The 20078-nt window shown below is 68.0% G+C and carries 20 protein-coding genes; 10 read left to right on the top strand and 10 right to left on the bottom strand.

Annotated features, from left to right (window positions below; genetic code table 11):
* Positions 1-113: 113 nt before the first annotated feature.
* The 4 genes from FFS23_RS05375 (at position 114) to FFS23_RS05390 (ending at position 3711) form a co-directional block, all read left to right on the top strand.
* Positions 114-344, top strand: a complete 231-nt coding sequence (locus tag FFS23_RS05375) for a helix-turn-helix domain-containing protein (RefSeq protein WP_171009369.1) — start codon at positions 114-116, stop codon at positions 342-344.
* Between the two features lie 301 nt (positions 345-645).
* Positions 646-852, top strand: a complete 207-nt coding sequence (locus tag FFS23_RS05380) for a TOBE domain-containing protein (protein WP_137897767.1) — start codon at positions 646-648, stop codon at positions 850-852.
* 1 nt (position 853) lies between these two features.
* Complete coding sequence (locus FFS23_RS05385) at positions 854-1231, top strand: winged helix-turn-helix domain-containing protein (RefSeq protein WP_041394111.1); 378 nt, start codon at positions 854-856, stop codon at positions 1229-1231.
* 89 nt (positions 1232-1320) lie between these two features.
* Positions 1321-3711 (top strand): TonB-dependent receptor, encoded by a 2391-nt coding sequence (locus tag FFS23_RS05390; RefSeq protein ID WP_137897768.1) that lies wholly within the window; start codon positions 1321-1323, stop codon positions 3709-3711.
* Positions 3712-3794: 83 nt separating this feature from the next.
* Here FFS23_RS05390 and FFS23_RS05395 read toward each other — a convergent pair whose 3' ends face one another.
* Together FFS23_RS05395 and FFS23_RS05400 are read right to left on the bottom strand one after the other, a co-directional pair.
* The gene (locus tag FFS23_RS05395) at positions 3795-5066 is read right to left on the bottom strand and encodes a PQQ-dependent sugar dehydrogenase (protein WP_137897769.1); all 1272 of its coding nucleotides are present in this window, start codon (positions 5064-5066) and stop codon (positions 3795-3797) included.
* 146 nt (positions 5067-5212) lie between these two features.
* Positions 5213-5938, bottom strand: a complete 726-nt coding sequence (locus FFS23_RS05400; RefSeq protein WP_137897770.1) for an SDR family oxidoreductase — start codon at positions 5936-5938, stop codon at positions 5213-5215.
* A 148-nt stretch (positions 5939-6086) separates the two neighbouring features.
* Between FFS23_RS05400 and FFS23_RS05405 the strand changes: the two genes are divergently transcribed.
* Complete coding sequence (locus FFS23_RS05405; protein WP_137897771.1) at positions 6087-6983, top strand: AraC family transcriptional regulator; 897 nt, start codon at positions 6087-6089, stop codon at positions 6981-6983.
* Positions 6984-6989: 6 nt separating this feature from the next.
* Here FFS23_RS05405 and FFS23_RS05410 read toward each other — a convergent pair whose 3' ends face one another.
* The 4 genes from FFS23_RS05410 to FFS23_RS05425 all read right to left on the bottom strand — a co-directional run bounded on the left by FFS23_RS05410 (position 6990) and on the right by FFS23_RS05425 (position 8947).
* Complete coding sequence (locus FFS23_RS05410; RefSeq protein WP_137897772.1) at positions 6990-7334, bottom strand: hypothetical protein; 345 nt, start codon at positions 7332-7334, stop codon at positions 6990-6992.
* 4 nt (positions 7335-7338) lie between these two features.
* Positions 7339-7659 (bottom strand): Rap1a/Tai family immunity protein, encoded by a 321-nt coding sequence (locus tag FFS23_RS05415; RefSeq protein ID WP_137897773.1) that lies wholly within the window; start codon positions 7657-7659, stop codon positions 7339-7341.
* A 220-nt stretch (positions 7660-7879) separates the two neighbouring features.
* Positions 7880-8635, bottom strand: a complete 756-nt coding sequence (locus FFS23_RS05420; RefSeq protein WP_249340532.1) for a hypothetical protein — start codon at positions 8633-8635, stop codon at positions 7880-7882.
* A gap of 36 nt (positions 8636-8671) precedes the next feature.
* Positions 8672-8947 carry a hypothetical protein gene (locus FFS23_RS05425; protein WP_081974588.1) on the bottom strand — a complete coding sequence of 92 codons (276 nt, stop codon included), beginning with the start codon at positions 8945-8947 and terminating at the stop codon, positions 8672-8674.
* 380 nt (positions 8948-9327) lie between these two features.
* Here FFS23_RS05425 and FFS23_RS05430 point away from each other — a divergent pair, with 380 nt between their 5' ends.
* The 3 genes from FFS23_RS05430 (at position 9328) to FFS23_RS05440 (ending at position 13827) form a co-directional block, all read left to right on the top strand.
* Positions 9328-11403, top strand: a complete 2076-nt coding sequence (locus tag FFS23_RS05430; protein WP_137897775.1) for an ATP-binding protein — start codon at positions 9328-9330, stop codon at positions 11401-11403.
* A gap of 184 nt (positions 11404-11587) precedes the next feature.
* Positions 11588-13402 (top strand): putative bifunctional diguanylate cyclase/phosphodiesterase, encoded by a 1815-nt coding sequence (locus FFS23_RS05435; protein WP_137897776.1) that lies wholly within the window; start codon positions 11588-11590, stop codon positions 13400-13402.
* 53 nt (positions 13403-13455) lie between these two features.
* Complete coding sequence (locus tag FFS23_RS05440) at positions 13456-13827, top strand: response regulator (protein ID WP_171009371.1); 372 nt, start codon at positions 13456-13458, stop codon at positions 13825-13827.
* A 24-nt stretch (positions 13828-13851) separates the two neighbouring features.
* Here the strand turns inward: FFS23_RS05440 and FFS23_RS05445 are convergent, their stop codons facing one another.
* From FFS23_RS05445 to FFS23_RS05460, 4 genes are all read right to left on the bottom strand, one after another.
* Positions 13852-14583: a TorF family putative porin gene (locus FFS23_RS05445; RefSeq protein WP_249340533.1), complete on the bottom strand. Its 732-nt coding sequence runs from the start codon at positions 14581-14583 to the stop codon at positions 13852-13854.
* Between the two features lie 5 nt (positions 14584-14588).
* Positions 14589-15041 carry a hypothetical protein gene (locus FFS23_RS05450; RefSeq protein WP_137897779.1) on the bottom strand — a complete coding sequence of 151 codons (453 nt, stop codon included), beginning with the start codon at positions 15039-15041 and terminating at the stop codon, positions 14589-14591.
* Positions 15042-15596: 555 nt separating this feature from the next.
* Complete coding sequence (locus FFS23_RS05455) at positions 15597-15776, bottom strand: hypothetical protein (RefSeq protein WP_137897780.1); 180 nt, start codon at positions 15774-15776, stop codon at positions 15597-15599.
* A 130-nt stretch (positions 15777-15906) separates the two neighbouring features.
* Positions 15907-16200 (bottom strand): hypothetical protein, encoded by a 294-nt coding sequence (locus tag FFS23_RS05460; RefSeq protein ID WP_137897781.1) that lies wholly within the window; start codon positions 16198-16200, stop codon positions 15907-15909.
* A gap of 716 nt (positions 16201-16916) precedes the next feature.
* Between FFS23_RS05460 and FFS23_RS05465 the strand changes: the two genes are divergently transcribed.
* Positions 16917-17732 (top strand): hypothetical protein, encoded by an 816-nt coding sequence (locus FFS23_RS05465; RefSeq protein ID WP_137897782.1) that lies wholly within the window; start codon positions 16917-16919, stop codon positions 17730-17732.
* A gap of 219 nt (positions 17733-17951) precedes the next feature.
* Positions 17952-20066, top strand: coding sequence for a TonB-dependent siderophore receptor (locus tag FFS23_RS05470; RefSeq protein ID WP_249340534.1), 2115 nt, complete (start codon positions 17952-17954; stop codon positions 20064-20066).
* The last annotated feature ends 12 nt before the right edge of the window (positions 20067-20078 follow it).

The following is a 20078-nucleotide window of genomic DNA, read 5'->3' on the forward strand; positions in this document are numbered from 1 at the left end:
GCCTGTGAATCCGCAGAAACAGGTACGTAAGATTACGGATGGACGGGCGAGCAGCGCCCGCCTGCACGGGGCCTGGGCGCCCTTGGGTCACTAACAGATCCAGGAAAATGAAGATGACGAACTACCCCTCCGTCAGGCTCACCCCGCGGGAGGACGACGTGTGCCGCCTGATGCTGAAGGGATTTTCCGCCAGGGAGATCGGAAGCATTCTGGGTATCGCACGCCGAACGGTCGAACAGCACATCAACAGTGTGCGCAATAAGCTGCTTGCCGAGAACCGTGTCCACATAGCCGCGCATCTGCTCGTCCGGGGGATCATCACCATGACGACCAGCGACCTGTAATCGCATCAGGCCAGGCGACCTGCAGATCCGGAACAGCTCGATGCACATTCAAATCATAATGCCGACAACCGGGGCGACGAAGCGCCTGTCCGGCTTGATCGGCATCAAGCGGTGTCACGTAACCCGTTACGCGATCGATGCACCCCAATTGATCCCAGCTCGGCGGAATGACACGCTAAGACGGCACCTTAGCGTACGATTTTGGCCATTCGCTCACCGGCCCCGTATGACGCGATGATGCACCGTGGCGATCGGCGGGCGATCGACGTAGACGGGTCCGACACGATGAAGAGGATGAACGATGAAGCTGAGCGCGCGTAACCAGATCTCCGGCACGATCGTCGCGATCACGCCCGGTGCGGTCAACGGCACCGTCAAGGTCGACATCGGGGGCGGCACCATCGTCACCGCCAGCATCACCGAAGAGGCGATTGCTGACCTCGGCCTCGCCGCGGGCGATACCGTGACGGTCATCGTCAAGGCAAGCGACGTGATGATCGGCAAATGACATGAAGATCGGCCCGCTCTGGCTCAAGCTCCAGATCGCCTGCGGTGATGCCCTCGCTCTGGGGCCGGGCAAGGCCGACCTGCTCGACGCGATCAAGACGCATGGCTCGATCTCGGCGGCCGGGCGCGCGCTCGGCATGAGCTACCGGCGCGCATGGCTGCTCGTCGACGAGATGAACCGCTGCTTCGACCCGCCGGTCGTCGAAACGCTGCGGGGCGGCGGGGTGGAGCGGGGCGCGCGCATCACCGACACCGGCATCCTCGTGCTGCAGGCGTATCGCGAGATGGAAGCCGAGGCGGCGACGATCGCCGATCGCCCCGCCTATGCGCGGCTGCGCGCCAGCCTTCGCCCGGAGCCGCTGCCCCCCGCCGCGCGCTGAGCCGATCCTCTATATACGCCTGAATACACAGTCGATATACGCCCGGATATAACGAGCGCGGACGCCCCGCGCCAAAGGGGTGTTCATCGATGTCCAAGCGTCTCGCGGTCTTGCTGGGTGCGGTCGCCATGCCTGTCGTCGCGGCACCCGCCGTCGCGCAATCGACCACCGCCGACCCGACGCAGGCCGAAGCCGCCGACGACACGGACGGCGTCGCGGACGTCATCGTCACCGCACGGCGCCGGGCGGAGAATGCGCAGAAGGTCCCGGCCGCGCTGTCGGTGGTGGGCGGCGCGCTAATCGACCAGAGCTATACGGTCAACACGCAGGGGCTGACGACGCTGATCCCCAGCCTCAACTACAGCTCGGCCAATCCGCGCAACACCGCCTTCACCATCCGCGGCCTCGGATCGAGCGTCGTCGCGGTCAGCCAGGCGAATGACGGGCTGGAGCCGGGCGTCGGCTTCTACGTCGATCAGGTCTATCACGCCCGCCCCGCCACCGCCGCGTTCGACTTCGCCGACCTGGAACAGGTCGAGGAACTGCGCGGACCGCAGGGGACGCTGTTCGGCAAGAACACGACGGCTGGCGCGCTCAACATCACCACGCGATCGCCGACCTTCACGCAGGAGGGCTTCGCCGAACTGTCCTACGGCTCCTACAATTTCGCGCAGGCCAAGGGCTGGGTCTCCGGCCCGATCACCGACAGCATCGCCTATCGCCTGTCTGCCGTGTCGACGCGACGCGACGGCGTGATCGACAACATCCGCACCGGCCGCGACACCAACACGCTCGGCACGCAGGCGGTGCGCGGGCAATTGCTGTTCAAGCCCGACGACGCGATCCAGATGCGGGTCATCGCCGACTTCACCAATTTCCAGGCCTATTGCTGCGGACAGGTCTATCTGCGCACCGGCACCAGCCTGCGTGCCGCCAGCCGGCAGTTCGGCGGTCCCGCCGGCCTCGCCGCGCAATTCGGCTACACGCCGGCGAGCACCAACGCCTATGATCGCGTCACCGACATCGACGGGCCGCTCGGCGTCGACACCAACGAAGGCGGGGTCAGCGCGATCACCGACTGGAACCTCGGTTTCGCGACGCTCACCTCGGTCAGCGCGTGGCGCTTCTGGAACTGGGATGCGGAGAACGACCGCGATTATACCGGCCTGCCGATCCAGTCGTCGCAGCACATCCCCTCGCGGCAGGACCAGTATAGCCAGGAGCTGCGCCTCGCCTCGAACGGGACCGGGCCGGTCTCCTATGTCGTCGGCCTGTACGGCTTCCGGCAGAGGATCGTCGGACGGCCGATCAGCATCTACGGTCCCGCTGCGGCGCGCTATCTGATCGGCACGACGACGGGCACCAACAACACGGCGGTGCCGGCCAATCTGCTCGACGGCTACGGCCAGGATGGCCGCACCGATTTCCGCAGCCGCAGCTATGCCGCGTTCGGCGAGGTCAACTGGCGGATCGTGCCGACCGTCACGGCGACGCTCGGCCTGCGCTACACGCAGGAGGACAAGGACGGTTATTACAACACCACCGTCTCCGGCGGGCCGGCGACGACCAGCGCCGCACTGATCAACGCGCGTCTCGGCGTACTGCGGCCGCAAAGCTATGACGCACACGACAGCGACGGCAGCCTGTCCGGTCGCGGCAACATCGCGTGGCAGGCGACCGAAAACACCATGGCCTATGCGAGCTATGCGCGCGGTTTCAAATCGGGCGGGATCAACATGTCCGGCCTGCCGCTCGACAACAGCAATCGCCCGGTGCTGGCCACCGCGGTGGTGCGCCCGGAGCGCAACGAAACCTATGAGGTCGGGATCAAGAACACGCTGTTCGACCGGCGCCTGATCGTCAACATCGACGGCTTCTACACCAAGGTGCACGACTTCCAGGCGACGGTGGTCGAGAATTCGCTGACCCAGACGGTGCAGCTGCGCGGCTATCTCTCCAACATTCCCGAGGTGACGGTGAAGGGAATCGAGGCGGACGTCACCGCCGTCCTGTTGCCCGGCCTCAGCGCCCGCACCAATTTCGCCTATTCCGACGGCGAGTATAGCAACTACCCGGCCGGCCCCTGCCCGCTGGAAGTTCAGACTGCCGCGACGACCCAGTGCAGCCTGACGGGCCGACGCCTCGCCTCGCTGCCGCGCTTCGCCTTGACCGCAGGGCTGGATTACACCCGCCCGATCGGCAGCGGCGCGGTATTCGTCCACGTCGATACCGCCTCGCGCAGCGGCTACAACGGCGACCCCAGCCTCTCGCGCTTCACCTACATCCGCGGCTACAATCTGACCAACGCCAACATCAGCTATCGCTTCGCCGATGGCCTCGAGGTGATCGTCTGGGCGCGCAACCTGCTGGATGCCGACTATATCCAGAATTTGACGATCCAGGCGGGCAATTCCGGCCTGATCCTCGGCTCGCCGAGCGATCCGCGCACCATCGGCGGCACGATACGCTTCCGGATGTAGCGCGGCGGCCGATGTCGAGGCGCTGCAAAGCCACCCAAGAAATCTACGGGGTCAATGCGAAGGCCGAAGACGCGTGGCGACGGTCACGACGTGCGGCGCACCAGCCAGACGGTGTCGCCCGCATCGTCGACGACGAACACCGCGCCGTCCTCGCGCGTCTGGACGCTCACCGGGCGGCCGTAGACTTCGCCCTTCCTGGCATCGGCGACGAAGCCGGTGAGGAACGGCTGCGGCGCCGCGGTCGGTCGACCTGCCGAGAACGGCACCGCCAGCACGTCATAGCCGCTGAAGCTGGCGCGGTTCCACGATCCGTGGCGCGCGACATAGGCGGCCTGCCCATCCCCCTTGGCGAAGGCGAGGCCGAGTGCCGCGGCATGCGCCCCGACCGCGACGTCGGGCATCAGCGTCGTCGCGAGCAGATCGCGGCGTTCGTTGGCGTGGCGGGGATCCTGCCTGCCGTAATAGCTGTACGGCCAGCCGTAGAAGCCGCCGTCGCGCACGCCGACGAGATAGTCGGGCGAGATGTCGTCGCCGATCTCGTCGCGCTCGTTGACCGCGGTCCACAGCACGCCGCTGGCCGGCGCCCACGCCATGCCGACGGGATTGCGCAGGCCCGAGGCATAGATCCGCTCGCGTCCGCTCGCGACATCCACCGCGAGGATGCCGGCGCGGCGCTTCTCCTCCGCCATGCCATGCTCGCCGACGTTAGAGGCCGAGCCGACCGACACGTAGAGCGTCCGCCCATCCGGGCTGAGCAGCAGGTTGCGCGTCCAATGGTTGTTGTAGCCGCCCGCAGGCAGCGCGATCAGCGGCTTGGGCGCGGCGGTGATCCGCGTCTGCCCGGGCGTATAGGGAAAGCTCACCACCCCGTCGGTATTGGCGACGTAGAGCCGGCCGTCGGCATATTGCATCCCGAACGGCTGGTTGAGCCCCTCGCGCACGACGAAGCGTTGCTCGGCGACGCCGTCGCGGTCCGCGTCGCGCAGCAGCGTGAGGCGGTTGGCGCTGTATCCCGCGGTCTTCGATAGCGCTTGGCCGCGCTGCACCTCCGGCTCGGCATCCAGCTTGGGCTTGGTGCGCGCCTCGGCGACCAGCACGTCGCCATTGGGCAGCAGCAACGCCTGGCGCGGATAGTCGAGACCGCCGGCGAATTTCACCACCTCATAGCCGCGTGGCGCGACCGGCGTGCGCCCCTCGGGCCAGCCGATCGTGCGCGGATGGTTGATCACCGATGCCGTCGCATAGGGTTCGGGCTGCGACGCGAGCCCGACGACCTTGGGTGCGGACTGCGCATGCACCGCCCCGGCGAGCATCGTCGAGGCGAGGACAAGGTGCGCAAAGAGGGTCTTGGTCATGGTGGCTCCGGCTTCGTCGACCTTGGAACCGCCCGCATCGGTCACATATCCCTCGCAACGCCCGCGACACAAAATGTAACCTGATCGCGCATGCCCCCGACGGCCCCCGCCCCCCGGGGCGGGGGCCGTCGGAAGGCGTCCGGGGGCTACATTCCGGCGGCCGTCGGTCGGACGATGACCTCGTTGATATCGACGCCGTCGGGCTGCGCGAGTGCATAGCGGATCGCGCGCGCGATCGCGTCGGGGGTGAGCGACTTCTGCCGCCACGTCGTCAGTGCGGTCGCGATGTCCGGATCGGTGATGTCGTTGCCGAGCTCCGTCGCCACCACGCCGGGCGAGATGATCGTCGTGCGGATGTCGTCATGCTCCTGCCGGAGGCCTTCGGTGATGGCCCACACCGCATGTTTGGTCGCGCAATAGACCGCTGCGCTGGGCATCACCATATGCGCCGCGATCGATGCGACGTTGACGACATGCCCCGATCCCTGCGCGACGAAGCGCGGCAGCACCGCGGCGATGCCGTTGAGCACGCCGTGGATGTTGACGTCGATCATCCGCGTCCATTCGTCCTGCTTCAGCGCGGCGAGCGGCGAGAGCGGCATCACGCCGGCATTGTTGACGAGCACGTCGATACGCCCGAACCGCGCCTGCGCGGCGTCGGCGAAGGCGGCGAAGCTCGCCGCGTCGGTGACGTCGAGCGCCTGCCAGCCGACATTGGCGCCGAGCTCGGCCGCGAGCGCTTCCAGGCGGTCGGTCCGGCGCGCACCGATGAACAGACGGGCGCCCGTCGTGGCCAGTTCGCGTACCGTCGCCTCGCCGATGCCGCTGGAGGCACCGCTGATGAGGATGGTCTTGTCGATGACGTCGGTCATGATGCTTTCCTTGCTGTCGCTGTGACGCGACACAGGTGGCACCGGCGCCGGCCGGAGCGTGACAGCGATCCCCCGGACGTATTGCACGATCCTCCGAAACCGCAGCGATGCGCTTGCGGGCGTGGCGGGATGCGGACACACAAAGGCGATGACCCGGATCGCCGACCTCGCCGCCCTCGTCGTGCGGCACATCACCCGCACCGGCACGGCGAGCACGGCGGTAAAGCGCCTGTCGCTGTTTCGTGCCGACGAGCCGACGGTGCCGCTGCCTGCGGTCTATGACGCGTCGCTTTGCCTGATCGCCCAAGGCGCCAAGCGCGTGTCGCTGGCGGATCGCAGCCTGGTCTACGATGCGACGCACTATCTGCTGGTGTCGGTCGACCTGCCCTTGGTCGGGCACGTGACCGAGGCCAGCGCCGAGGCGCCCTATCTGTGCTGCAAGATCGATATCGACCAGGTAGCGCTGACGGACCTTATCCTCGCCGCGGGTGGCCGCGCGCCGAAGGCCGATTTGCCGGCGCTGGCGGTCTATCGCAGCGACGACGATCTGACCGATGCGGCGATCCGGCTGGTGCGGCTGCTGGAACGGCCCGAGGATATCCCGACGCTGGCACCGCTGATCGAGCGCGAGATCTTCTACCGCCTGCTCAGCGGCCCGCACGGCGCCGCGCTTCGCTACATGGCGGTCGCCGACAGTCATCTCAACCAAGTGAGCCGCGCCATCGCGCTCATCCGCAACGGCTTCGACCGGCAATTGCGCATCGGCGACATCGCCGCGGCCGCGGGGATGAGTCCGTCGTCGCTGCACGAGCATTTCAAGGCGGTGACCAAGATGACGCCGCTCGAATATCAAAAGCAGCTTCGCTTGCAGGAGGCGCGCCGGCTGATGCTGTCGGAAGGGACGACCGCGGGAAGCGCGGGCTTCGCCGTCGGCTATGACAGCGCGTCGCAGTTCAACCGGGAATATGCCCGCCTGTTCGGTGCCCCGCCGCGCCGGGATATCGAGCGGCTGCAGACCAGCGGCAGCCTATTGACGCCGGTGTGACGCGCGTCACGGTCGTTCGCCATAGCCGCGGCGCTGGGCGATGGTGGCGCGGTCCCACCAGGCGCGGGCGAGCAGCGTGGCGATGCGCCCGGTCGCGGTCGTGCCATAGCGGACAAGGACCGCCGGCCAGCCGCGATAATGATCCGTCTCCCAGAAGGTCGCGGGGTCGGTATCGATCAGCACCTCCTTGTCGGGAAGAGCGACGTGGAGGACGAAGCTCGCCGGGTCGGGGGCGGTGGTGGCGGCGAGCATCCGGCCGCGGAACAGCAACGCCGGGCGGCCATAGCGGCTGCCCTGCTCGACCCCGGGCAGCGCCAGCCCCGCCGCGACGACCGCCGCCCAGTCCTTCATGCCGTTACTTGCGTTTGCACGGAAAGGCGTCGCGCAGCGCGTCGCGGATGACGAAGGCCGGGGCGGCAGCGGCCTTCTTGTGCTTGCGCAGATATTTGCGGGCCGAGGCCAGCACCTCGATATTGGATGCGCGCGCCGGCGACGGGCAGATCTGGCGGGCCAGCGACAGCGTGTCGAAGACGCCGAGGATATAGCCGGTGCAGAAATTGGAGGTCGGGTCGTTGTCCTTGCCGCGGCATTGCTCGACGAGCTGGCCGGTGGTCAGCGCGCTCACCACCACCGGTCGGTCCGCCGCAGCCAGCAGGGCAAGCGTGAGCATCAGCATGATCGTTCCTTCGCATGACCGCCTCCGGTGCCGGGGCGCCGCGGCAGCCTAGGTCAGACCGACAGCCAGCAAAAGCAGAAGGATGGTCTGCGCGGAGGCGCGGAGATGTTGCATTTGCCGCCCCCGCGGCGTTTCCCGTCGGGTCATGCGATGACGGGACCGCGCTAACCCATCCGATACACCTCTGCGTTCTCTGCGTCTCCGCGCGAACGAAACTGCTTCAGGCAGTCGCCCCCAGATAGGGCAGCAGGCGCAGCCGGGGGAAGACGTCGTCGAGCGGCAGCGTGTCGGGTAGGATGTAGACGATGCCGCCCTTCTTCTGGAACAGCGGGCGCAGCGACTTGGTGTAAAAGCTCGTGCCGACGTTGATGCAGCCGAAGCTGATCCGGTTGTCGTCAGGGGTCGGCGACAGCAGGCGGTCGACGCGATGCTCGCTCTTGTGGGTGGTGATCACCGCATGCAGCGCGACCGAGTTGGCATAATCGACCCAGAGCACGCGCTGGTTGCCGAAGGCGCGGCCGAATTTGGCGACGAACCGTCCCGCCGGCGTCGTCCGCTCGGCGGGGCCGATCTCCTCGAGCCGCTTGGCGCCGATCCCCGGCGAGGATTCGTCGCCGACGCCGACCCCGAGGAGCACCGGCGTCTCGCCGAGGAATTCGCCCTTGGCGCTGAACAGGAAGAGCGATGCGGTCGGCTTGTCGATCACCGCATAGGGCAGGCCGGCATTGTCGTGCGCCGCGGCGACCCAGGCGATCACCCGGTTCGCCGCGTCCGAACGCGGCAGCGCCGGCACGACGACGGGAGCGACGGGTTTCGCGGTCTTGGCCTTGGTTTTGGCCTTGGCCGCCGCCTTGGCGCGCGGTGCGGTCTTGCGCGCACCCGGCTGCGGCGCGGTCGCCGCAGCCGGGACGCTCAGCGCGAGCGCGACCAGCACGGCGAGCGCCGTGCGGCCGCGACGGGACAGCCCTGTCGACACGATCTTGTTCAGCAGAGCCGTCCGGTGCCCTGGTGCTTAACCGCGGGGACGGCGGGCGCGCTGCTGCGCCTGCTGCTGGACCTGCTGGTCGAGGCCATCGACGCGGCCGTTGAGCTGGTCGATGCGCTGGCCGTTCTGCTGCGCCTGGCCCGCGGCGGCCTGTGCCTGGGCGAGTGCCTGGCCCGAGGTGCCCTCGACCGTGCGCAGACGACCGTCCATGCCGTCGATGCGGGTGTTGACGGTGGCGATCTGCTCCCGGACGAACCCCTTGGTCGCGCAGCCGCCGAGCGCGGTGGCACCGACCAGGATCACGACAACCGCGGAAGATTTACGGAAATTCAGACGCATATACTCACCTTTCCAACATGGATCGCAGGAGACAGCTCAGGCTCGGCGCCAATTGACAATCGATATCAGGCAAGACGTGCGCGTTATGCGGCGGGAGTCGGGCGACCTCGGAGCGCCGATCGGGCCGATTCATCGGCTGCGGCGGACCCGACGGCGCATTTCATCCTGTCGCGACATCCTGCTGTTACGGGGCTTTAACGATCCTTCGCCAGGATCGTTGCAATCGGCCGCCCGGCCGATCGCGATCAGGCCATCCACGTGGTTTCACGGTGTTTGTCTCGTCGCGTTCGCCGGGGGGAGATGATAAGGGTCAGGCGGGACCCGCTCCCACGAAGGAACCGATAGTGCCCCAGGGGCGAGACGTCAGTGCGCTGCTCCGCGAAGCGAGCGAACGGCTCGGCGCCGCCCGGTCGATCGCCGCGGTGGTCGAGGCGCTGCGGCTGACCGCGCGCGATGCGCTCGACGCCGAGGGGATCGCGGTCGCGCTCAAGGACGGCGACCAATGCTATTACGTCGCCGAGGATGCGATCGGGCCGTTGTGGCGCGGCAATCGCTATGCCGCCGACAGCTGCATCTCGGGCTGGGTGATGCGCCATCGCCAGACGACGGTGATCGCCGACGTGCGCACCGATCCGCGCGTGCCACAGGACGCCTATCGCGCCACCTTCGTGCGCAGCCTGATCATGGCGCCGATCGGCACGCCCGAGCCGGTCGCCGCGCTCGGCGCCTATTGGTCCGAGCCCGGCGACCATGGCCCCGAGGTGATCGACCGGTTGCAGATGCTCGCGCAGCTCGCCGGCACCGCGATCGAGAATGCGCGGCTGATCCACGCGATGGAGGAAAGCGAGCGGCTGCGTACGCTGACGCTCGACGCCGGGCGGATGGGCACCTGGGCGCTCGATGCGCTCGGCCACCGGCTCGAGACGTCGGAGACGTGCCGGGTGACGTTCGGCCGCGATCCCGCCGCGCCCTTCACCTACGAGGATTTCGAGGCCGCGGTCGCGCCGGAGGATCGCGACCGGGTGCGCGCGGCGATCGAGGCCAGCCTGGCGGAGGGGGGCGACTATCACGTCGAATATCGCATCACCACGCCCGCCGGCGACCAGCGCTGGATCGAGGCGCGCGGCCGCCCGGCGCTGCTGCTGGGCGGCGGGGTCGAGGGCATGGCCGGCGTCACCATCGACATCACCGAGCGCAAGGTGATGGAAGAGGCGCTGCGCCGCGCGGCGAGCTCGCTCGAACAGCGGGTGGAGGAGCGGACCCGCGAACTGGTCGAGACGCAGGAGGCGCTCAAGCAATCGCAGAAGCTGGAGGCGATGGGGTCGCTGACGGGCGGCGTCGCGCACGATTTCAACAATCTGCTGACCCCGATCATCGGCAGCCTCGACATGCTCCACCGCCGCCAGATCGGCGGGGAGCGCGAACAGCGGCTGATCGCGGGCGCGTTGCAGTCGGCGGACCGGGCGCGCACGCTGGTGCAGCGGCTGCTCGCCTTCGCGCGCCGGCAACCTTTGCGCCCCGAGCCGGTCGCGCCGTCGGCGCTGATCCATGGCATGGCGGACCTGATCGGCACGACGCTGGGGCCGCAGATCCGGTTGCAGCTCGATATCGCTCCGGCGCTGCCGCATGCGATCGCCGATCCGCAGCAGATCGAGATGGCGCTGCTCAATCTGGCGGTCAACGCGCGCGATGCGATGCCGGGCGGCGGCCGGCTGACCGTGTCGGCGCAGCGCGGGGAGAATCCGGCCGCGGCGGGGCTGGCGCCGGGGGCCTATGTCGTCATCCGCGTCACCGACACCGGCACCGGCATGGACGCCGACACGCGCCGGCGCGCGGTCGAGCCGTTCTTCTCGACCAAGGGCGTCGGCCGCGGCACCGGGCTCGGCCTGTCGATGGCGCACGGTCTGGCGTTGCAGCTCGGCGGCCGCCTGACGATCGACAGCAGCGTCGGCGAAGGCACGTCGGTGGCGCTTTGGCTGCCCGCCGGCGCGGCAGCCGCGGCGGTGCGCCCGGCGCCGGGCGTCGCCGCGGCCGCGGTCGCCGGCACCGTGCTGCTCGTCGACGACGAGGATCTGGTGCGGGCGTCGACCGCCGACATGCTCGTCGATCTCGGCTTCGAGGTGATCGAGGCGCGTTCGGGGAGCGAGGCGCTCGCCCGGCTGGACGAGGCCGGCGCAATCGACATGCTCGTCACCGATCATCTGATGCCCGGCATGACCGGGGTCGAGCTGGCGCGCGAGATCGTCGCGCGGCGGCCGGGCCTGCCCGTCCTCGTCGTCTCGGGCTATTCGGATGCGGTCGGCCTCGCGGCCGATCTGCCGCGGCTCGAAAAGCCGTTCCGCCAGGCCGATCTGCTCGCCGCGCTGACCGGGGTGCTGGCCGGGGCGGCGCCGACCGACCGCCAGCTCGCCCATTCCTAAGCGGAGCCTTTACCTTTCGTTAGGGAATAAGCGTCAGTGATCCTGACGCTCGGTGCCCCCCAAGGCCGGGTAAATGCCTCGCCCGACGCCGTCCAGGCGCGGCGAGGCGTTTCATGGCGGCTCGGCGACCGCCGGCGGTCGGCCGCCACACATATTTAAGACATTGTTTTTAATCCAAATCACAATGAAACCGCGCGCGAACGACGTCGAAGACGCCCGGCTGGATGCCCTCGCCCAGCTCAAATTGCTGGACACACCGCCGAGCGAAAGCTTCGATCGCATCACCCGCATGGCGAGCCAGATCTTCGGCCTGCCGGTAGCCGCCGTCTCGCTGACCGATCGCGACCGGCAATGGTTCAAGTCGCGCGTCGGTATCGATCATTGCAGCATCCCGCGCGACAAGGCGCCGTGCGCGGCGGTTGCGGAATCGACCGTGCCGCTGGTCGTCGAGGATCTGCTGGCCGACCCTCATTATGCCGACAGCGTGCTGGCGCGCGCGGGTACGCGATTCTACGCCGGGGCGCCGCTGATCACCAGCGATGGCTATGGCGTGGGTGCGCTGTGCGTCCTTGGCACCGTGCCGCGGCAGGTCTCGCCGGCCGAGCTGGCCGGGCTGGTCGATCTCGCCGCGATGGTGATGGCGCAGATCGAGTTGCAGCACGCCTTCGGCCGGATCGATCCGATCAGCGGCCTGCCGACGCGCAACCAGTTCCGCGACGATCTGACCGATCTCGCACGCGACCGTGGCGGCGAGCCGCGCTTTGCGGTGGTGGTCGATCTCGCGCGCGACGACCAGATCAGCCGGATCACGCGCGTGATGGGCGGTACGCGCGTCGACGAGCTGATCCGCGAAGCGGCGCGCTCGCTTGCCCGGATGCTCGGGCCGAGCCGGACCGTCTATCACGTCGGAGCGGCGCAATTCGCCTTCCTGTCGCCGCCCGACACCGAACAGGCGGCCTATCTCGACGTGCTGCAATCGGGGTTCGCGCTGATCCGCCGATCGTCCTCGGCACGCTTCGTCACCAGCGTCGCGATCGGCGTGCGGCCCTTCGTCCTCGGCGACGTGCTGCCCGACGACGTGCTGCGCGGCGCGGCGAGCGCCGCGCAGGATGCGCGTCGCGCCGACGGATCGATCGCGCTCTACTCCGCCGCCAACGACACCGCCCACCAGCGCCAATATCGTCTATTGCGCGATTTCGGCGCGGCGCTGGAGGCGGGCGACCAGTTGCGGCTGGTCTATCAGCCGCGGCTCGACATGGCGACCGGACGCTGCCTCGGCGCCGAGGCGCTGCTGCGCTGGCGGCATCCACAGCTCGGCGAGATCTCGCCGGCCGAATTCATCCCGATCATCGAACAGACCTCGCTGGCGCGGCCGACGACGCAATGGGTGCTCGATGCGGCGATGGACCAATTGGCGCATTGGGACCATGCGGCGATCGCGCAGACGCTGTCGGTCAACATCTCCGCCGCCAATCTGACCGAGGCCGACTTCGTCGCGCGTGTCCAGCACGGCCTGGCGCAGCGTGGCCTGCGTCCCGACCGGCTCGAGATCGAGCTGACCGAGAGCGCGATCATGGCGCAACCCGATCAGGCGCTCGCCATGCTGCGCGAACTGGCCGCTGCGGGCATCTGCCTGGCGATCGACGATTTCGGCACCGGGCACAGCAGCCTCGCCTATCTGCAGCGGCTGCCAGCGCGCGTGCTCAAGATCGACCAGGCCTTCATCCGCAACCTGACCGGCGCGCAAGGACCCGATTTCGTGCTGGTCGAGACGATGATCGGCCTCGCCAAGAAGCTCGGCTATCACGTCGTCGCCGAGGGGATCGAGACCGAAGCCGCGGCGACGGTGCTCACCCGGCTCGGCTGCGACGAGGCGCAGGGCTTCTGGTTCGCGCGGCCGATGGAAGCGGGCGACTTCGCCACATGGCTGGCGGACCATCGCGACCGGCAGATCGTCGGCAGTCAGACGGCCGTCGCCTCGCAAATACCGTTACACTAACGGAACAATCCTGCTTTAACGGCATTTTTCAAGCGGTTAGCTGGAAGTCCCTAATGCCGCACGTCTTGATCATCGAGGATTCCTATCTGTTCGGTCAGTTCGTGTGCGATGCCGCGATCCTCGCGGGTGCGCGCACCGTCGAGGTGGCGGAGACGGAGGCCGAGGCCGAACAGGCGGCGACGCGTCGCGTGCCGGCGTTGATCGTCGCCGACGTCCGGCTGCGCCGTGGCACCGGCGTCGCCGCGGTGCGGCGGATCACCGGCGCGGGCGGTCCCATCCCCGTCCTCTACGTCACCGGCCATCCCGAGGGCTGTGACGGCTGCCCGTCCGCAGACACGGTGATCCAGAAGCCGGTGTCGCACGACCGGCTGCGCGATACGATCCAGCGCTTCATCACGCGACCCGGCCGCTCCGTCACCCACTGACGGACATCGCTCCGGCCGGAGGGATCAGAAGGACAGTTGCGCGCGGCCGACCAGCCGGTCGCCGGCGTGGCGCGCATCGGCGAAGCGGGTGCTGGCGTCCGCCTGCGCGACATCGGTACCGAGATAGTCGATGCCGAAGGTCAGCCGGTCGCGGCGATGCTCGACGCCGAGCCGCCAGTCGACATAGCTGCCGGCCGGCCGCAGCCGGTCCGCGCGGGCGGGATCGGTGACGCTGCCCGAGGAACGGCCGAGCCCGGCCAGCAGGGTGAACGGCGTGCCGGGGATCCCGGCGTTGGCGTCGGCGCGGACATGCACGTTGCTGCCGCCGATCGCATCCTGCGACGGCGCGACCGCGACGCCGAGCGTCGCGTAGATCGGACCATAGCCATAGCCTGCGGTGGCGCCGAACTCGACATAGTCCATCCGGCCGCGCGCACCGGCGAACAGATGCCCGGTCGCAGTGGCGTCGAGCCGGATCGCGCCGAGGTCCCAGCCGGTGCCGGCGGTCAGGTCGACGACGGCCTCGGCGCCGGCATGGCGCGGACTGTCGCGCAGCGTCACCGCGCGCACCGACGCGTCGAGCGCGCCGCGCGAACCACGCAACTCGCCGGCGACCGCGGCGCGGCCGCCGCTCCAGCTCAGTCCGCGCCGCACCTCGTCGCTCGTCACCTCCGCGCTCGCCGTCACGCCGGCGGAGGGCACGTCCTGCGCCGCGGCGGGGGCCGCCGCGACGAGCCCCAGCATCATCGCCCGCATGCGTATCATCCGGTGCGTTCCGCCCCGTGCAACCGGTCGAGTTCGGCCCGCAAGGCGGCATGATCCTCTTCGGCGACCGTCACCAGATGGCGCTGCATGTCGCCGGCGCGGCTGGCGACCTCCTCGCTGATCGCGGACCGGTTGGTGATGCACCAGCCCGGCCGGGTGCCAGCGATCGCGGGCGTATCGGCGATATGGCGGGCCATGCTGGTGCCGCCGGCGCCGGTCGCGTGGCGGGCGACGGTCATCTTCGCGGTCCAGTCGCAGCGCAGCGTCGCGCTGCGACCGCCGCCCGTCGCGGCGCCGACCTGCTTGTGGTGGATCGCGACATCGCCACGATAGGTGACCGCGACGCGGCCGCTATGGTGATCGAGCTGCGTGCGATGATCCACGGTCATGCCGAGCGTGGCGCCGGCAGCGCCGAGCGCCAGACCGGCAAGCAACATATAGGCCATCATGTCTCTCCTTGCGGCATCCCGGCCTGTCCCGGCGGGTGATGCGGATGTTGTTGGACCATGGTCCTACAATTCCGGGCACGGGCCTCGGGTTGCGGCGCCGGCGCCTCGCAACAAAATGTAAGACGGGCGCAGCATCGGCAGCGGCGATCGGCGGCCCTCGGTGCGCCGCGGCATCAGATCGGCGCACGCCGGGACCCCGCATGATTGCGCGATTGGTCGCCATACGTTCGCCTCTCCCAGGTCTACGCCAGCCATCCGGACGAGAGGTCGGGAGACCACGGAAACAGACGGCGGGCAGTTCCTGTTTTTTGCACACCCTACACGGCGGGCCGTGGCGTCAAGCGTTTGGGAAAAAGAGTAAAATGCCGTCGAGACGAGTCCTAAGGTTCCTTAAGATGGTGCAATTACGGGGCCAAGATCTTGTAGCGACAAGATAAGTGAGCCTTAAGGAACCTTAAGGTGGCTTGATCGAGCGACGAGATTTGCAAGCCGGCCGGGAAGCTCTTCCGCGATAGGCGGATCATCTCCGGACAGCCGTCACCGGGCCGGCACGGTTCACCCGACGGAGCGGTCGCCGTCGTCGCGGTCGGCGCGTTGCCGTTCGTCCAGCGTCGCGAAGATCGCCGCCTGGTCGAGATGCGCGCGCCGGCGCGCCGTAGTCGGCGAACGGGCGGCCAGATCCAGTTCGGTTTGCGCCAGTTGCGCATAGTCGATCGGCGCGGACGGGTCGGACAATCACGGGCTCCTTCGCGGTCGCAGCATGCGAGTGGCAAGCTACGAACAAACTTGCCGAATGATGCAGCAGCAGCCGTCCCGCGGGATGAAACGGTGCGGACGCCGGCCCAAAGGACCGGCGTCCGCCCGGTCAGAAGCGCAGGCGCACGCCCGTCTCGATGCTCTCGCGATGGTCGTCGCGGCCGGTCTGCGCCTCGACGGTCGAGAACAGCTCGATCCCGTCGTTGAGGCGATAGCCGACCCCCGCCGAGACGGTGCCGACCAACGGCGCGCGCTGCGCCCCGAAGGCGCCGAGGACCAGCGGTGCACCGGCATAGCCGCCGAACGCCTCGGGCTTGCGGCCCTGCAGCTGCGCGCGCAGGCCGAAACCGACATAGGGGCGGAAGGCGGCGTCCGACGTGTCGGCCGAATCATCAACTATCAAGACCCAGCCGCCATCGTGGCGGGCAGCCGTCTCACAGCCGCAATAGACCGTACCCGAACCACGAAAACGCTCCCGTTGCATCCGGCCTAGAAAAAAACCACGCCCCGGTACGGACGTTCACCCCGCGCCCGAACACCCCCTGCCACCGCCCCACCGGCACCGTCCCGGCGGCCATCGCAGCGGTCGCGCATCGCCCCGTTTTGAGACGCGATAGACCCGTGATGGCTGGTAAAACCCGTGTGTTTGGATAAGGATAGCCCAAGCAAGGTGAGGCGTTTGCGTGCTGAGATTTCTCTGCCGGCACGGCATCCACCGATGGCAGCACAAGCCTGCCACGGCGAGGGTCGGGACGACGATTTCGAGATGTTGTCGCTGCAATGCGGTGCGGGTGACCCATGCCAAAAAAACAAAAGATCCGTCTACCCCTTGAACCTCTTTCCCAAATTGGTACGTTAACCTCCTAAGGCGAAAACGCTGGGAGAGGTTCTGATGCGTATTTTCAATTACCCCGAAGCCGAGCGTCACCCCTTTGGGGCGCATGGCATCCTGATCGCGCTGCCGATCGCCGCCGCGCTCTGGGCGGGCATCATCGCGACCGTATTCTGATCTGACGCCGCGGCGTGGCCGGGCAGGCCATGCCGCGGTCCGGCGTGCCGTCGGGCGCGCCGGCGCCTGCCGCGTTTCCGCGGTTCCGGATTCCATCCTATGATGGACCCATGAAGATAGGCAGCGCCTCGCCGGCGGTTTCCGCCGATCCGCAGCAGTTCGGCATCGCGCCGATCGCGCCGGTTCAGGACGTGTTGGTGAGCGACGGCACGGTGGATGCCGGCTCCCCCGATCCCAACCGCATCGATCCGCAACAGCCCCATCCCGTGCATCGCCCGGATGCGCACAAGGTGTCGGGTGCGAGCGAGACGCTGGAAACGCTGCGCGCGGTGAAGCGCGACGCGGAGATCGCGCGCGCGCATGCCAGCCAGAAGCTGCAGGACCTCAAGGCGCAGCTGCATCTGGTCGAGATGATGCACACCGGCGATCCCGCCCGGCACGGACAGGCGGTGGCGCAGATCGCGCGCGAACTGGCCGCCTCGGTGCAGGCGTTCATCAGCGTCGGCGGCACGCCGATCGATCTCAGCGCGATCGACATCGATCCGGTCAAGGACACTGCCCCGCCGAAGGCGGTCAGCCCGACCGATCCGGCGGTGCTGGTCGCGGCCGCCGCGGTCGCCGCCACCCGCGGCGACGTGCAGCATGCCGCCGTAATCCAGGCCACGACCGCGCAGCGCGACACCGAGGCCGCCGACCTGACCAGCGCCGTCACCAGGGTGAGCGATGTGACCAGCGTTGCGGTCACCGTCGGCGAGGATCCCGATGCTGCCTTCGCCCGCGATGCGCGCGCGCTCGCCCGCGACCTCAAGGCGAGCGTGCGGCGCCGCCACGAGCAGGACGGCGACGACGGCGATGCGGCGGCCGACGACGTCGATCGCGCACTCGCCTCGCCATCGAACACCACGGCCGCGCCTGCCGCCATCTGATCGCACGGACGCCGCCCGCACCCTCCCTGACTGGGGCTGGGCAAGCGGCGGAGCGCCGTCGCAGGCAGCGCTCGCTGCATCCATCCACCGAAGACTGGAGCGAAAGCCCTTCTTCTCAGGCCCTTATCATTAAGCTGGCTTAACGCGTTTGACTCGCATTATCACGCAACCTATTGCGCTCGGATGTTTCGGGGGCGTAACAGCATGTATCGGGTTTGCGTGTATCTTCTTTCCACCTCGGCGCTTGCCGCATGGCCGGCGACGGTCGACGCGCAGAGCAGCCAGTCCGCGACCGAGGCCGGGGAGACCGTCGCGGGGCAGGACGACCGGCACGACATCATCGTCACCGGCGTGCACGACGAAGAAGGGCAGGCGAAAATCGTCAGCAACGGCGCGCTCGGCGCCAAGCCGTTGCTCGACACGCCGTTTTCGCTGTCCGTTGTCGATGCCGAGGACATCCTGCGCCGTCAGGTGACCAATATCGGCCAGCTCTTCGCCGACGATCCCTCGGTCTCGTCGTCGGCACCGGCGGCCTCGACGAATTGGTGGGGAACGCAGATCCGTGGCATCGGCGTGCGCAATTATTACGTCGATGACGTGCCGATGGCGCTGCACTGGGGCGGCGACTTCGCGCTCGAGCCGATCCAGAGCGTCACCGCGCTCAAGGGGCTGACCGGTTTCATGTACGGCTTCGGGTCGCCGGGCGGGGTGATCAGCTATCGTACCAAGCGGCCGACGCCGGCGCCGCTGCTCACCACCGAAATCGGGTATCGCACCGCCGGCATCGGCTATGCGCGGCTCGATGCCGGCGGGCCGCTGACCCGCGACGGCGCGTTCGGCTATCGTCTCAATCTCGCCGGCGAGAAGGGCGATGCCTATAATCGCGCCGGGGTGAACCGGCTGGTCGGTGCACTGGCGCTCGACTATCGCCTCGCCGCCAATCTGCACTGGTATGCCACCGCGAGCTACGAGGACAGCACGCTGCGCCACGAGCCGTTCAAACTCTATTGGGCGCACTATGCCGACACGGCATTGCCGCGCGTCTCCTACGATTACGGCAAAATGAATATCGCCAACAGCTTCTATGCTACCCGGACGCTGGTGACGGCGACCGGACTGGACTGGACCTTCGCGCCCGATTGGTCGGTGCGGGTAACCTATGGCTATTCGAGCAAGCTGCACCATTCCAACAAGATGTTCGTCTACCTGCTCGATCAGGCGGGCGATTATCAGGGCTATGCGTTTAATTTCGCCGAGTTGGATCGCAGCCACTTCGTTCAGGCGCTCGTCCAGGGCGAAGTTGCGACCGGTCCGGTCCGGCATGAGATCGTCACCGGCACCGCATTCCAGGCGACCCTTACCGACTTCGGCCTCGACGATTATCACTGGGATAACGACTTCGACGGCAATCTCCATCGCAACCAGCCGTTCCGCGTGACGCGCGCGATCGCCTTCGGCACTGGCGGATCACCGTCGCGGGAGCAGCAGCGGGCGCTGTTCGCCAGCGATACGCTGCACTTCGGCGATCACGTCCAGGCGATGGTCGGCGCACGCTACAATCTTTACCGCCTGTCCGACACCGACGACGATCCCACGAAGGATTCGAGCTACCGCGCCACTGCGCTGACGCCGACCGTCGCGCTGCTCTACAAGCCGGTCACCTATGCCACGCTCTACGCCAGTTATGCCGAGGCGCTGGAGCCGGGCAGCCGGGTCGACGGCATCTACGTCAATGCCGGCGAGGTGCTGAAACCGACGATCAGCCGTCAATATGAGGTCGGCGGCAAATATGAGCATGACGGGCTCAGCCTGACCACCGCCGCCTTCCGCATCGAACGGGTCGAGCCGATCGATCTGATCGAGGGGGATCGCCGTCGCCTGACGCAGGACGGGCTGACGCTCTACAAGGGCATCGAGGCGATCGCACGCTATCGGCTGACCCCGGCGATGCGGCTGGGGGCGGGCGCGATCCATCTCGACCCCAGCCTCCGCACCGTCGCGTCGGACAATGCCGACATGCTCGGCCATGTCCCGGCGGGTGCGAGCCGATGGCAAGTGACCGGCAACGCCGATTACCGGCCGCCCGCGCTGCCGGGGTTCAGCCTGTTCGGCAACGTCCGCTATATCGGCCCGGCACCGGCCGACAACCGCAACCGGCTCGCCATCCCCGGCTATACCGTCGCCAATGCCGGCTTCCAGTATCAGACCCGGCTCGGCGACCAGCCGGTCACCGTCACCGGCAACGTCAACAATCTGACCAACGCGCATTACTGGACGCAGACCAACGTCGGCGAGGCGATCAACGGCGCGCTGTCGTTGCGTCTCGCCTGGTAACGGACAAACGGG

Origin of the sequence: Sphingomonas sp. 2SG, assembly GCF_005503285.1 — a bacterium.
Lineage (GTDB): Bacteria > Pseudomonadota > Alphaproteobacteria > Sphingomonadales > Sphingomonadaceae > Sphingomonas > Sphingomonas taxi.